Below are 13,569 nucleotides of genomic sequence, written 5' to 3' on the forward strand. Positions count from 1 at the left end.
GGCGTGCGTTTTTGCCCCCAACCCGGAGGGCCGCTACCCATTGGGGCACAAGGCAAGGCGCGAGGCCGGCCGCGTGGTGATCCACGCAAGGGACTCGCAACACCGCCATGTGCCCCAATGGGTAGCGGCGCGGGACTGTTTCCTACTGGGATAGGCTCTTAATGATGGTGCCGGCTGAAGGATTCGAACCTCCCACCTGATGATTACAAATCAACTGCTCTGCCGAATGAGCTAAGCCGGCGCTTTACCGTGCGGAATGGAACTCATCGTACTTGCTTCCCCGGCATGAATATTGAGCCTGAATAAGCTTTTGTCGTGCCAGGCCCGCTATTCGGCGGCACAGGCGGCGAACAGGAAGGTGCCTATGCGGCTTCGGCCGTGTCGGACAGTCGGCCGCGATACAGCGCGGCAATCAGGTCGGACTGGGTCACCATGCCGGCAAGCCGCCGTTCGCGGTCGATGATCGGGATATGGTGCAGTCCGATATCCGACAGCAAGGGCACCAGGTCGACGATGTGCATGTCGCTGCGCGCGGTACGCGGCGTGCGCGTCATGATCTGCCCGACTACTTCCGGCTTGTTCGAATGCGTGTGCGTGGTACGCCGGATGAAACGGCGCAATTTGTCGTCGAAGCCCCGGTAGACGTCGAGATTGGCGTTTTTCATGAAATCGACAAAGGTCACGATGCCGATCAGGCGGCGCGAGCGGTCGACCACCGGCAGCGCCTTGATCTTGTGCTTGCGCAGCAGCGACCAGGCTTCTTCGAGTTCGGTGCCGAACTCCACCGTAACCACGTCGCGCGACATGATGTCGGCGCAGGTGATCTCGCCGAAGCGGCGGCGATAGGCATGCATCTCGGTCTGCAGGAACAGCGACTCCAGGTCGTCGCGGCTGATGTCCAGCACCTCGTTGTATTGCTTGAGCACGTCGTCCAGATCGGCAGGCGTAAAGCCGAGGCGGTCGCGGGGCAGGGCGTCCTTTGTGCCGTGCGTGTTGCTGTGATCGGGGTGCGCGAGATGCGGATAGCGATGGCGTGTGGCGTTGTTGAAAATGAGCGCAACCAGCAGCAGCAAGAACGAGTTGAGTCCTACGGGCGCGAGCACGAAATCGAAGCCCGCGGCCCGGATCGCCGGCCCGCCAATCACCGCGCTCATGGCGATGGCGCCTCCGGGAGGGTGCAGGCAGCGCAGGGCAAACATGGCGGCGATCGCCAGCGGCATGGCGAGGGCGCCGGCCATCAAGGGGTCATCGAGCACGCGGGCGCAAGCCACACCAATGATCGCGGAGACGATATTGCCGCCGACGATGGACCAGGGTTGCGCCAGCGGACTGGCTGGCAATGCAAACAGCAGGACGGCGGAAGCGCCGATCGGTGCGGCCAGCGCAAGCGCCGCACCCGGCCCGAGGACCAGTCGGCTCATTGCGCCGGTGATGACAATGCCGATCATGGCGCCGCAGCAGGCGCGCAGGCGCTCCGCGCCATTGGTTGCTATCGGACTGGGCAAATAGGCGCGAAGCCGGTGTAAAACCTTTCTCAATTCTTGTTACTCCGTGGGAACCCTTGCCGATCTTGCCAGACAGGCAAAAAGCTGGGCAGTTTACACCGATCTTTCCTTTCTTGTTTGAAAGGGTTCCAAGGGGTAAATGCTGTTTGAGCGGTAAGCCGAAGTTGCTGCAGTATCGCTGCAAAATCACCGCAAAATCGCTGCTTTAGGCCTTCAGATAGTGCTTGACGCCGTCGCTCTTGAGAACGTCGCCCCAGGACTCGATGCGGTAAATGTCGCCGACCTTGTGCAGGACCACGCCGAATTGTTCGCGCAGGCGCTGGACATCGGCGTCCACGGTTTCCTTGTCATGGCTGGTCAGATCGGCAATGGCCGAAACGGTCGGGCGTTCGAGCAGGTCGATGGCGGAAAGGAGGACGAAGAGGCGACGCGCGTCGTGGTCGGGGTATTGCGGTACGCCGAATTGATTTGTGGGATAGCTCATCGTACGCCTCGTATTGTTCTGGATCGCAATGGCTGCGATCGCCGACTTCGGGTTCGCTATTTTTTCCGGTCGCGCAAAGCGGCCTTGAATGCCTCGGTTTGCTCCTTGGCCGCGTGGCGGCTGATCACTTGCAGGCTGACCAGGATCGCCATGGCGCCTTCGACGCGGCCGAGTGCCTTTTCCTCGTCGAGATGGTCCAATGCCGTTTCCGTACGTTCCACCAGCTTGCGATAGGCCTCGTGCAAGGCGCCATAAGCGCGGTTGGTCATGACGACATGCGCAAGGTCGGCAATTTCCTTCGGGCTCTTTGAATAATATTCCACCAGTTCCTGTATCCGTTTCGCGCGCGGATGCGCCAGGGCAAGATCTCTGGAAATTGCCTGGGCCAGTGCGGCAGCCGATTCGGCCGGGGAACTGCCGTACCGTCCCAGATGCGCCAGGCTGAAACCATGCGTCTGCAAACTGATGATCAGCTTTTCGATGGCGTTGAAGATGCGCAGTTCCGCGACATCGCGATCAGCCGGTGCCACGCTGTCCGCGCCGGCCATCAGGTGAGTAGAAAGCCATTGCTCGAAAGGCGGCGGCGTGGAGGCGGCATTGGCACGCAGCCACTCGATGCACATTTTTTTGTATTCGTCCGACAGAACGCGGTATTCCTCGTCGCTGAATTCGATATTGATCGTTGGCATGACTTGCCTTGGAATAGGGGAACAGGCCTATTCTGATGCATAAGTGCTCGCTTCGGTTTCTGTTTCTGTTTTGTCCCGGCGGGTGTATTGTGAATCGTGCGTGCGCATGTTCAGGATTGAATTGTCCGGCGCGCTTGTCAAGCACACGAAGCGAAAAGCCAAATCCCGTGCTGTGCAAAAAACGTGCACCTGGCGGGTAAAAATTTCAGATCGAACACTGCTTTCTCACGGCCTGTACCGCTTGGCAACGCCGTTTCGGGAGCAGGCATGCTTTTCGCTGAGAGGAATCATGGAAAGGAGCTTCCAGATGAAGATTCGCCTCAAGAAAGTCTCGGACCAGATTATCGTCATCACCGGTTCGACCAGCGGCATCGGCTTGACCACCGCGCGCCAGGCTGCGGAACGCGGCGCGAAGCTCGTCCTCGTGGCGCGCAATGAGGATGCGCTCAAGCAGTTGACCTTTGAACTGTCGAAAAAGGGAAGTGAAGCGATTTACGTCGTCGCCGATGTCGGCATCGAGGAGGATGTGCGCAAGGTAGCGCAGGCCGCCATTCAGCGCTTCGGCGGTTTTGACACCTGGGTGAACAACGCCGGCGTGGCGATTTTCGGGCGCAATGAAGATGTTTCCGTGGAGGATCAGCACCGGCTGTTCCAGACCAATTTCTGGGGCGTGGTCTATGGTTCGCTGATCGCGGCAGAACACCTGAAGCAGCGGGGCGGGGCACTGATCAACCTGGGCAGCGAAGTCTCCGATTGCGCGCTGCCGCTGCAGGGCATCTATTCGGCCTCCAAGCATGCGGTCAAGGGTTTTACGGACTCGCTGCGCATCGAGCTGGAGGCGGAACAAGCGCCGGTTGCGGTCACGCTGATCAAGCCGTCCGCGGTAGACACCATGTTCGTCGAGCACGCGAAGAATTATCTGGAAGCCGAGCCGCGCCTGCCGCCGCCGGTGTACGCACCGGAGGTGGTGGCGAATGCAATCCTGCATGCCGCCGAGCACGTTGAGCGCGATATCTTTGTCGGCGCCGCGGCGAAGCTGATTTCGTCCACGGCGTATTACGCGCCGCGGATGCTGGACCGCTACATGCGGAGATTTCTTTACGCGCAGCAAAAATCCCGCATGCCCGCACGCAATCGCGCCCAGCACAGTCTTTACGGGCCCGGGCCGGACCTGCTGGAGCGGCCGGGGTATCGAGGCGGCGTACTCGAGTCCAGCCTGTATACCAAGGCGGCGACCCACCCGAAAACCGCGATGTCGCTTTTTCTGGGGGCGGGAATTGCCCTGATGGCCTTATGGCGCCTGCGTCAAAGGCCGGCCCTCTGAATGCTTGTTCCGGTCGTGACAGCCGCACATGCGGCCATCGTGCCGACAGCGCGCTTTCTTGACGCATATATTGACCCTTATGTTGACCCTTAACGAGGAAAAATCACCATGGCAGACCTGACCGACAAGCAACTCGCTCAGTTAAAACAGATGCTGGACGAACGTGAACAGGCACTGCGTGCCGAACTGCATCGCGAAGTCGACGAAAAGGATGAGTTCCTCGAAGTGGCGACCGAAGCGCCGGATCCGGGCGACTCCTCCTTTGCCAATCTGGCGGTGGACCTTGGCAATGCCGCCGTGACGCGCGACCTGACCGAGTTGCGCGCCATCGAAGCCGCGCGTGCCCGCATGGAGAACGGCGTTTACGGCGATTGTGTTTCGTGTGAGACGGAAATTCCCTTCGAGCGGCTGAAGGTGCAGCCGACTGCGGAGCGCTGCGCGCCCTGCCAGGAGGTCTATGAAAAGACGCACATCGATTCGATGCGCGGCACGACCATGTAATCCATGTAATGACGGGAGAAAACTTCAGCTTCGCCGGACGCGGCCGATGACGCGAATCGCTCCAGCATAAAAAAGCGCGCTCCATGGACCTGCCGCAACGGTCCGATTTACACAAATGTCCCTTCTTGGCCGTACAATCGCAGCAAAGTCACTGCACAAGAAAGGGGAAAAAAACATGGATGCCGCACTTCGTTCGCTGCTGCAGCAGATGCCCAAGGCCGAGCTGCATATGCACATCGAGGGCTCGCTTGAGCCGGAGCTGATCTTTGCGCTGGCCGAACGCAACCGCGTGAAGCTCAATTACCCTTCCGTGGAAGCCTTGCGCCGCGCTTATGCCTTCACCGATCTGCAGTCATTCCTCGACATTTACTACGCGGGCGCAAGCGTGCTGCTGGCCGAGCAGGACTTTTACGACATGACCTGGGCTTATCTGCAACGCGCCCATGCCGATCATGTGCTGCACACGGAAATGTTCTTCGATCCGCAAACGCACACGGAGCGTGGCGTGCCCTTCGCCACCGTGATCAACGGGATCCATCGCGCATTGCAGGACGCGCATGACCAGTGGGGCATGAGCGGTGCCCTGATCATGTGTTTCCTGCGTCATCTCTCGGAAGAGGAGGCGTTCGCGACGCTGGAGCAGGCCATGCCGCATCGCGACAAGTTCATCGGCGTCGGCCTCGATTCTTCCGAACGCGGCCATCCGCCGGAAAAGTTCGCACGGGTATTCGCACGCTGCAAGGAGCTCGGCCTGCATCTGGTCGCGCATGCGGGCGAGGAAGGACCGCCGGAGTACATCCGCACCGCGCTCGATCTCCTGAAAGTCGAACGCATCGACCACGGCGTGCGCTGCCTGGAGGACGAGGCATTGACGCAACGGCTGGCGCGCGACAAGGTGCCGCTGACCGTCTGCCCGCTGTCCAACATCAAACTGCGCGTGTTCGACAAGACCGCCGATCACAATTTGCTGAAACTGCTCGACGCCGGACTGACGGTGACGGTCAATTCCGACGATCCGGCGTATTTCGGCGGCTACGTGAACGACAATTTCGTGCAAATGTTCGACGCCTTGCCTCTGGAAAAGAGCCACGCCTACCGTCTTGCGCGCAACAGCTTCGCGGCGTCCTTCCTGGATGGCGCAACGAAACAGAAATACCTGGAACAGGTGGATGCTTTTTTCGACCGTTGAACCTCGCCCGGCTGCCATGACATCTGCGCTGAGCAGGGATGCCAAGGGAAGATGATGAAAGATTCGATCTGGCCGGTGACGCTGATTGTCCTTGGCCTCACTTGGCTGCTCTACAGCCTGGACTGGCTGCCGGATGTGCATTGGCTGTGGATCCTCGGCCTGGCCGGCGCGGGTGTGGCGATTCTGGTACTGGATGGCGTGACGAAATCGTCGATCGTCGCCGGGCCGATGCTGATCCTGGCCGGGCTGCTGTCGTTCTTTCGCCTGTATCACGGGCTGTCGTGGCGCTTCATCATACCGATCATGCTGATCGCGGCAGGAACTTTCATGCTCGCGGCGCGCTCCCCCTCTATTCCGGAATCACGCAACCTGAAGCGTAGGTTCGAGCGCGGGCCGGAGGAGGACCAACATGACTGAAACACTCTCCGCCGCGGCCCTGGCCGGCGGCTTGTCGTGGGCCAGCGGCATCCGCCTGTACATGACCCTGTTCATCGCCGGCTGGTTCGGCAGATCGGGCTGGATCGAGTTGCCGCCCGCCTTGCAGGTCCTGGAGTCGCCGTGGGTGATGGCGGTAACCGGCGCGCTGCTGATCGTGGAATTCCTGGCGGACAAGATACCCGGCATCGACTCCGCGTGGGATGCGATCCACACCGTCATCCGGGTGCCGGCCGGCGCGGTGCTCGGCGCGGCCGCGCTGGGGCAGATGGGAACGGAATGGTCGACCATCGCCGCTCTTCTCGGCGGCACCTTCGCTGCCGGCGCGCACGTCACCAAGGCCGGCAGCCGCGCCCTGATCAACACCTCGCCCGAGCCGTTCAGCAACTGGGCGGCATCCTTCACCGAAGACCTTGCCGTGCTTGGCGGCTTGTGGGCGGCCTTCTTCCATCCGGTGGTCTTGTTCATTTTCCTCATTGCATTCTTTCTCATCGCAATGTGGCTGCTGCCCAAGGTCTGGCGCGGCTTGCGCTGGCTTTTCAGAAGGCTGAGCACCTGATGCTGATCCAGTCCCTGCGCATGACGCGGCGCGACTGGCGCGCCGGCGAATTGCGCTTTCTTCTGGTGGCCCTGATCGTGGCCGTGGCATCGCTGGCTTCGGTCGGGTTCTTCATCGATCGCATGCGTGCCGGGCTGAATCGCGATGCGCACCAGTTGCTCGGGGCCGACCTCGTTGTCAACGCCGACCAGCCGATCGATCGCGCGTGGCATGCGGAAGCGCTTCGGCGCGGATTCACGCTGGCTGAAAACGTCACCTTCCCGAGCATGGCGACAGCCGGCGAGGGCGACAAGGCGGTATCCCAACTGGCGGCGGTCAAGGCCGTGTCCGCCGGCTATCCGCTGCGTGGTGCGCTGAAACTCGCAACGTCCGATGGTGGCGAGCGCGCAACACGGGCTATTCCGGAAGAAGGCACGGTATGGGTCGATCCCGGCGTGTTGTCCGCACTGGACGTGAAGACGGGAGAAATGCTGAAGCTGGGCGACAAGCAATTCCGTATCGCACAAGTGATCGCGATGGAACCGGATCGCGGCGCAGGATTCATGAACTTCGCCCCGCGCGTGATGCTGCCCTTGTCCGATCTCCCGGCGACCCGGCTGATCCAGAACGGTTCGCGCGTCACCTATCGCCTGCTGGTGGCTGGCGAGCCGGGCGCGGTCGCGCGTTTCCAGCGCTGGCTGCAAGGCCGGATCGAGCGCGACAACGTCAAGGGCGTGCGCATCGAATCGCTGGAATCCGGCCGCCCCGAAATGCGGGCAACGTTGGACCGCGCCGAAGAATTTCTCTCGCTGGTCGGACTGTTGTCCGCCATGCTGGCCGCAGTCGCTGTTGCGATGGCCGCGCGCCGCTTCATGCTGCGTCATCTCGACGCCTGCGCGATGCTGCGCTGCCTCGGCCTGACCCAAAACCAGGTGACGGCGATGTATCTGATCGAGTTCTTCGCCGTCGGACTGGCCGGCAGCCTGCTTGGCGCAGCGGTGGGCTTCGCGGCGCATTTCGTGCTGCTCGAAGGGCTTGGCAAGCTGGTGACAAGCGACTTGCCCCCGGCGACGTTTCTGCCGGCACTGCAAAGCATGGCAACAGGACTGCTGCTGCTCATCGGCTTTGCGATCCCGCCGATCCTGCAATTGCGCAACGTGCCGCACAACCGCGTCATCCGGCGCGAGCAGGACGCGCCGCAACCCGCCACACTGGCCACCTACGGGCTGGGGCTGTTCGCTTTTATCGGGCTGCTGTTGTGGCAATCGGGGAATCCGAAACTCGGTCTGTTGACAGCCGCGGGCTTTCTCGCGGGATTCGCGGTATTCGCGCTTGCCGGTTGGCTGAGCCTGCGATCCTTGCGCGTGCTGCGCATGGGCATCAATCATCCGGCATGGCGCTTTGCCTTGACGGCCTTGCAGCGGCGTCAAGGCGCGACCGTGGTGCAGATTGTGGCGCTCGCGCTTGGTCTGATGGCACTCTTGCTGCTGACGGTGATACGCGGCGAACTGGTGGACGCATGGCGGAATTCCACGCCGCCGGATGCGCCGAATCGTTTCGTGATCAATATCCAGCCTGAGCAGAAAGCGGACTTCGAAAAGCGGCTCACCGCCAACGGCATCGGCAAGGCGCAGTTGTATCCGATGATACGCGGACGCCTGATCCAGGTGAACGATCAGCCCATTACCAATGAAACCTACGTGGACGATCGCGCACGGCGTCTGGTCGATCGTGAATTCAATGTGTCCACCATGCGCGATATCCCGCCGCAGAACCGCATCGTCGCCGGACGCTGGTATGACAACAGCAAGCCGGAAGCGTCGGTGGAAGAGGGCCTGGCGAAAACGCTGAAGCTGAAGCTGGGCGACAAGCTGCGCTTCGACATCGCGGGCCAGCAGGTGGAGGCGACCATCACCAGTTTGCGCAAGCTCGACTGGGGTTCGATGCGCGTCAATTTCTTCGTGATCCTCAACCCCGCCCTCGTCGAGAACATGCCGCAGACCTGGATCACGGCGTTTCATTTGCCGATGGAAAAGGCCTCCCTCGTGAATGATTTGATGCGCGAGTTTCCGAACCTGACCGTGGTCGATGTGGGCAGCATGATCAGACAGGTGCAGGACGTGCTCGATCAAGTCATTGCAGCCGTCGAATTCCTGTTCCTGTTCACGCTGGCGTCGGGTGTGCTGGTGCTGTATGCGGCATTGGTCGGGTCGCAGGATGAACGCATTCGAGAATCCGGCCTGCTGCGCGCGCTCGGCGCCACACGCCGCCAGCTTTCGCAATCGCAGTGGATCGAGTTTGCACTGATCGGCGGCCTGTCCGGCGTGCTCGCAGCAAGTGGCGCGGCCGCCGTCGGCTGGACGCTGGCGCGCTATGTGTTCAATTTCGAATGGACATTCAGCCCTGTGGTGTGGATCGCCGGCCTGACGAGTGGCGCCCTGTGCGCATTCATCGGCGGCTGGGCCGGATTGCGCAACGTGCTGAATCACCCGCCCTTGCAGACCCTGCGCGGTATCTGACACGCGGTTGAAAAACCGCTTCGCAGATCGGTTCCGATCTGCCAGTTTCGCGACTTCTTAATGTTGCTCAAGTCATTGCGTGCTTTTGCACAATGCCTCTCCCTCCTTTCCCGGCTATCTTGAGTCAGTGCGATTCCTGAGTGCGCGCAACATGCCGGCTGTACGGGTCGTGCATTACGCTCGCACACGCTCTTTGTTCGCTGTGTTCAAGCATGCTGTAACGCTTTGATACACCTGAATTTCATATCTTGTTTTGCGTTGATACACGTCAAAACAGTCACTAAGGGGATACGTAGAGTTGTACATCAGATAAGTCGCCAATGGTCGAACGGCAACGAAAAAGATGGAGCGGCCCACGCTTCCGTCTCATCGCGCGGCGGGAATCATGTCTCCGGAAACATGCCCGCTATCGTCGTTGCCACGCTCGCGAGCGCCACTGCGCCGCTCCGGGCGCCTATCCGATCCAGGCATCCTTAACTTAAACACAGCACACGCCGGTAACCGTCTTGGCAAGTTCGTGCAAATCATGTGGGGTAATCAAATGCACTTCTGTTCTAAAGCTTCTCTCAAAAAATGGAGCATGGTTGCGCTGCTGCCGTGGATCGCCGCGGGCTGCACATCGGTGTCTCCGGGCATGCATTACAGCCAGTCGTCCGGACTGAATTCTTCAAGCGCGGACAGTGCGAGCGGCGACGAAAACGTGAATCCCGTTCTGAGGCAGATTACCCCCCATCTCGTCAAGGCAGAGCGCGAATTGCGCGAAAAGCAGGCCACCCAGGACATCAGCAAGCTGCTGGCCAAACCGAAGCCCTATACCATCGACAACGGCGATGTTCTGTCGATCGTGGTCTGGGATCATCCTGAGCTCTCCAACTCCGCGACGATCTCCACAGGCGGCGGCGTAGGTACGGGCTCCGACGCATCTACCGCGGCGACGACCGCGCCGCCTGCCGGTTTCATGGTCGACCATGAGGGCATGATCCAGTTTCCGTATGCAGGTCCCCTGAAAGTCGCTGGTCTCACGCAGGATCAGGCCCGCAATCTTCTTGCCAGCAAGCTGTCGCGCTATCTGAAGCAGCCGCGGGTCACGCTGCGGGTGCAGGCCTATCGCAGCAAGCGGGTTTATGTCGACGGCGAAGTGAAGAATCCGGGCCTGCAGGCGATCAACGATATCCCGATGACACTGGTCGAGGCGATCAATCGCGCGGGCGGCGTGCTGCCGACCGGCGACCAGAGCCAGGTCGTCGTGAACCGGGATGGCACCAACTACTACATCAACCTGCCGCAGCTGGTTCAACGCGGAGTCAATCCGGGCAGCATCATGCTCACCAACGGCGATGTCGTGCGCGTCCGTTCGCGCGACGAAAGCAAGGTGTTCGTCTCGGGCGAAGTGGTCAGTCCGCGCGCGCTGCCCATGCATAACGGGCGCCTGACATTGAATGAGGCGCTGGGCGAATCCGGCGGCATCAACCCGACCAGTGGTGACGGCAGCCAGATTTATGTGGTGCGCAAATCCGGTGCCGAACAGGTGGTCTATCAACTCGATGGACGCTCGCCCGGTGCGCTGGCGATGGCAGAGGGCTTCGAGCTCAACCCGAAGGATGTGGTCTTTGTCGCGGCAACGCCACTGGCGAACTGGCATCGCGCAATCAGTCTGCTTCTGCCGGGTGCACTGTCATCGGCAGTCGGCGCAGTCACGCCGGCGACAAACAAATAATGGCCTCGCTCTGACTGTGTTGCCATGGCCGCCGCAGGAAAGTTCTTGCGGGCGGCACTGGCCGACCAAGGCGGCATTTGCAGTCATTGTCTTGATTCGCGTCGTTCATGTCCGTACTAACAACAAGCTGATAAACCTATGATGAATCAATCCATACCGAGGCTCGCCGGGCCCATCCGCCAGGAAGAAAACGACATCGAGCTGGCAAGCTACATCGACGTCCTGTGGGAAAGCCGCTGGATGATTGCCACCATCACGCTCGTACTGGCTTTGCTGGGCGCGGCCTACGCGTTCACCGCGACACCGGTTTACCAAGCCAACATGCTGATTCACGTCGAGGAAGAAGGGCAGAAGGAATCGAAGAACATCCTCGGCGACCTGTCGTCGATGTTCGACGTGAAGACCTCGGCGCTGGCCGAGATGGAGCTGATCCGCTCGCGGCTGGTGGTGTCGCGCGCCATCGACAACCTGCGGCTTTATATCAACGCCGGGCCGCGTTACTTCCCGGGCATCGGCTCGTGGATAGCGAAAAAGAACAAGAAACTGTCGACACCCGGACTGCTCGGTTATGGTGGCTATGCATGGGGCGCGGAAAAGATCGATGTGGCAACCTTCAATGTACCTGAAGAGCTGCTCAATCGCGAATTCGTGGTGACGGCGGAGGGAAATGGCGTGTACCGCCTGACGCAGGAAGAGCAGGGCATCGATCTCAAGGCCAAGGTCGGCGAGACAGCGATATTCGAACTGCCGAAAGGCACCATCGAAGTACGTATCGATCGTCTCGACGGCAATCCCGGTGCGCAGTTCCTGATGTCGCGCGCATCGCGCCTGGCCACCATCGAGGGCATTCAAAAGAGCATGAAGGTGGATGAGCTGGGTGGCAAGCAGTCCGGCGTGATCGGCGTCAACCTGCAAGGCTCGAATCCGCAAATGATCAACGCGGTCCTGACGGAAGTTGGCAAGGAGTATGCGAAGCAGAATGCTGCCCGCAAGACCGAGGAGGCGGAAAAGTCGCTGGCCTACCTGAACAAGCAACTGCCCGAGATCAAGTCCCAGCTGGAACAGGCCGAGGCCAAGTACAACGCCTTTCGCAATGCCAATGGAACGGTCGACCTGAACGAGGAATCGAAACTGAGCCTGCAGCAATCGGCTGCGGCGAAGCTCAAGAAAATGGATCTGCAGCAGAAGAAGATTGAACTGCTGTCGCGCTATACGGAAGAGCATCCGGCTGTGCAGGGCATCGACAGCCAGCTGAAGGAAATCAACGGCGAAATCGCCGCGATGAATGAACACATCAAGTCGCTGCCTTCGATGGAACAGAATCTGCTGCGTCTGCAGCGAGACGTGAAGGTCAATACGGATTTGTATACCGCCCTGTTGAACACGGCGCAGCAGCTGCGCCTGGTCACCGTCGGCAAGGTCAGCAATGTGCGCCTGGTCGACATGCCGATGCTGCCCGAGAAGCCGATCAAGCCGAATCGCCCGGCGATCGTCGCCATTTCGATATTGGCCGGCTTGTTCATCGGTGCGGTGATTGCGTTCTTCCGCAAGACGCTGGTCGGCGGTGTCGATTCGCCGGAGCAGATGGAGCAGATCGCGGGCGTGCCCGTCTATGCAACCATCCCGCACAGCCGGAAGCAGAAAGAGTTGTATCAGCAGGTCAATGCCAAGCAGCAGAAGGTGCCGCTCCTGGCCAACGTGTCTTCGAGCGACATCGCGGTCGAGAGCTTGCGCAACTTCCGCACCGCGCTTCAATTCTCGCTGCCGCAGTTCAAGAACAACATCGTGCTGATCACCGGGGCGACGCCGGGCGTGGGCAAGTCCTTCGTCTCGGCGAATCTTGGCGCCATCATGGCTGCCACCGGCAAGAAGGTATTGCTGATCGATGCCGACCTGCGCAACGGCTTGCTGCATCTGTACTTCGGTTTTGGCCGCCATGACGGCTTGTCGGATGCCATCGCGGGCGCGCGGCATCTGGACCAGGTGATTCATCACGGCGTGATCGAAAACATGGATTTCATCACCACCGGAACCTTGCCCCAGCATCCGTCCGAGCTGCTGCTGCGTCCTAGTTTCGGCAGCTTCCTGCAAGAGCTGTCCACGCGTTATGACCTCGTGCTGATCGATGCGCCGCCGATTCTCGCGGTTGCCGATACGATGATCATCGGCTCGCACGCGGGCGCGATCTACATCATGACGCGCGCCGGCGTCACCACGCCGGGCGAGATCGGTGAATCGATGAAGCGCCTGAGCCAGGCCGGGCTGGAGGCGAAAGGGGTCTTGTTCAACGACCTCAAGGTTCGGCCGGGGCGCTACGGTTACGGATATACCTATGGCAGGTCGGCTTACGGACAGCGGCCTTCGGACAATACGCCTTTGATCGAGGCGTCGTGAGTCCGGCGCACATCGGCGCTGATTGTACCGATGATGTGCCGATGTGCCGCGCATGCGCGCATGGCGTTTTCCGGTTGTGTCAGGGGCGCCCTTCCTCTATCTGGTTCGCTAAAACGTGTTGACTCTCTCTCAAAGCATTTTCAAGGCATACGATATCCGCGGCATCGTGGGCAAGACACTGGACATCGGCATCGCGCGCCAGATCGGCCAGGCCTTCGGCACCGCCGCCCGCATCAAGGGCGAACAAGCCGTCGTCATCGGCCGTGACGGCCGC

At 60.6% G+C, this 13,569-nt stretch carries 11 protein-coding genes, 1 tRNA gene and 1 pseudogene; 9 read left to right on the plus strand and 4 right to left on the minus strand.

All coding sequences use genetic code 11. From position 1 onward, the window contains the following. Nucleotides 1-165 precede the first annotated feature (165 nt). The 4 genes from VJ651_RS13660 to VJ651_RS13675 all read right to left on the minus strand — a co-directional run bounded on the left by VJ651_RS13660 (nt 166) and on the right by VJ651_RS13675 (nt 2,678). Nucleotides 166-241 (minus strand) — tRNA-Thr (locus VJ651_RS13660). Between the two features lie 121 nt (nt 242-362). Continuing rightward, nucleotides 363-1,538: an HPP family protein gene (locus tag VJ651_RS13665; protein WP_324107975.1), complete on the minus strand. Its 1,176-nt coding sequence runs from the start codon at nt 1,536-1,538 to the stop codon at nt 363-365. A 172-nt stretch (nt 1,539-1,710) separates the two neighbouring features. Next, on the minus strand, nt 1,711-1,989 hold the full coding sequence (locus VJ651_RS13670) for a hypothetical protein (protein ID WP_324107976.1): 279 nt from the start codon (nt 1,987-1,989) through the stop codon (nt 1,711-1,713). 56 nt (nt 1,990-2,045) lie between these two features. Then, nucleotides 2,046-2,678, minus strand: coding sequence for a hypothetical protein (locus VJ651_RS13675; RefSeq protein ID WP_324107977.1), 633 nt, complete (start codon nt 2,676-2,678; stop codon nt 2,046-2,048). Nucleotides 2,679-2,985: 307 nt separating this feature from the next. Here VJ651_RS13675 and VJ651_RS13680 point away from each other — a divergent pair, with 307 nt between their 5' ends. The 9 genes and pseudogenes from VJ651_RS13680 to VJ651_RS13720 all read left to right on the plus strand — a co-directional run. After that, nucleotides 2,986-4,002 carry an SDR family oxidoreductase gene (locus VJ651_RS13680; RefSeq protein ID WP_324107978.1) on the plus strand — a complete coding sequence of 339 codons (1,017 nt, stop codon included), beginning with the start codon at nt 2,986-2,988 and terminating at the stop codon, nt 4,000-4,002. Between the two features lie 108 nt (nt 4,003-4,110). Then, entirely contained in the window at nt 4,111-4,503 is a 393-nt protein-coding gene (locus VJ651_RS13685) for a TraR/DksA family transcriptional regulator (protein WP_324107979.1), read from the plus strand. 175 nt (nt 4,504-4,678) lie between these two features. After that, nucleotides 4,679-5,692, plus strand: a complete 1,014-nt coding sequence (locus tag VJ651_RS13690) for an adenosine deaminase (protein WP_324107980.1) — start codon at nt 4,679-4,681, stop codon at nt 5,690-5,692. Nucleotides 5,693-5,746: 54 nt separating this feature from the next. After that, the gene (locus VJ651_RS13695; RefSeq protein ID WP_324107981.1) at nt 5,747-6,109 is read left to right on the plus strand and encodes a hypothetical protein; all 363 of its coding nucleotides are present in this window, start codon (nt 5,747-5,749) and stop codon (nt 6,107-6,109) included. Beyond that, nucleotides 6,102-6,686, plus strand: coding sequence for a DUF4126 domain-containing protein (locus tag VJ651_RS13700; RefSeq protein WP_324107982.1), 585 nt, complete (start codon nt 6,102-6,104; stop codon nt 6,684-6,686). Before VJ651_RS13695 ends, VJ651_RS13700 begins: the two co-directional genes overlap by 8 nt. Beyond that, nucleotides 6,686-9,184, plus strand: a complete 2,499-nt coding sequence (locus tag VJ651_RS13705) for an ABC transporter permease (protein WP_324107983.1) — start codon at nt 6,686-6,688, stop codon at nt 9,182-9,184. Before VJ651_RS13700 ends, VJ651_RS13705 begins: the two co-directional genes overlap by 1 nt. A 580-nt stretch (nt 9,185-9,764) precedes the next feature. Further along, nucleotides 9,765-10,901, plus strand: coding sequence for a polysaccharide biosynthesis/export family protein (locus VJ651_RS13710; protein ID WP_324107984.1), 1,137 nt, complete (start codon nt 9,765-9,767; stop codon nt 10,899-10,901). 138 nt (nt 10,902-11,039) lie between these two features. Next, nucleotides 11,040-13,295 (plus strand): polysaccharide biosynthesis tyrosine autokinase, encoded by a 2,256-nt coding sequence (locus VJ651_RS13715; RefSeq protein WP_324107985.1) that lies wholly within the window; start codon nt 11,040-11,042, stop codon nt 13,293-13,295. Between the two features lie 115 nt (nt 13,296-13,410). Next, a pseudogene (locus VJ651_RS13720) lies at nt 13,411-13,569 on the plus strand (phosphomannomutase/phosphoglucomutase); the annotation flags it as partial.

Source organism: Noviherbaspirillum sp. (assembly GCF_035254865.1).
Taxonomy (GTDB): domain Bacteria; phylum Pseudomonadota; class Gammaproteobacteria; order Burkholderiales; family Burkholderiaceae_D; genus Noviherbaspirillum.

Coding starts and splice junctions, on each gene's coding strand:
- VJ651_RS13690 (WP_324107980.1), top strand. CDS start 4,679: ATGGATGCCGCACTTCGTTCGCTGCTGCAGCAGATGCCCAAGGCCGAG.
- VJ651_RS13715 (WP_324107985.1), top strand. CDS start 11,040: ATGATGAATCAATCCATACCGAGGCTCGCCGGGCCCATCCGCCAGGAA.
- VJ651_RS13680 (WP_324107978.1), top strand. CDS start 2,986: ATGAAGATTCGCCTCAAGAAAGTCTCGGACCAGATTATCGTCATCACC.
- VJ651_RS13685 (WP_324107979.1), top strand. CDS start 4,111: ATGGCAGACCTGACCGACAAGCAACTCGCTCAGTTAAAACAGATGCTG.
- VJ651_RS13695 (WP_324107981.1), top strand. CDS start 5,747: ATGAAAGATTCGATCTGGCCGGTGACGCTGATTGTCCTTGGCCTCACT.
- VJ651_RS13675 (WP_324107977.1), bottom strand. CDS start 2,678: ATGCCAACGATCAATATCGAATTCAGCGACGAGGAATACCGCGTTCTG.
- VJ651_RS13670 (WP_324107976.1), bottom strand. CDS start 1,989: ATGAGCTATCCCACAAATCAATTCGGCGTACCGCAATACCCCGACCAC.
- VJ651_RS13705 (WP_324107983.1), top strand. CDS start 6,686: ATGCTGATCCAGTCCCTGCGCATGACGCGGCGCGACTGGCGCGCCGGC.
- VJ651_RS13700 (WP_324107982.1), top strand. CDS start 6,102: ATGACTGAAACACTCTCCGCCGCGGCCCTGGCCGGCGGCTTGTCGTGG.
- VJ651_RS13710 (WP_324107984.1), top strand. CDS start 9,765: ATGGTTGCGCTGCTGCCGTGGATCGCCGCGGGCTGCACATCGGTGTCT.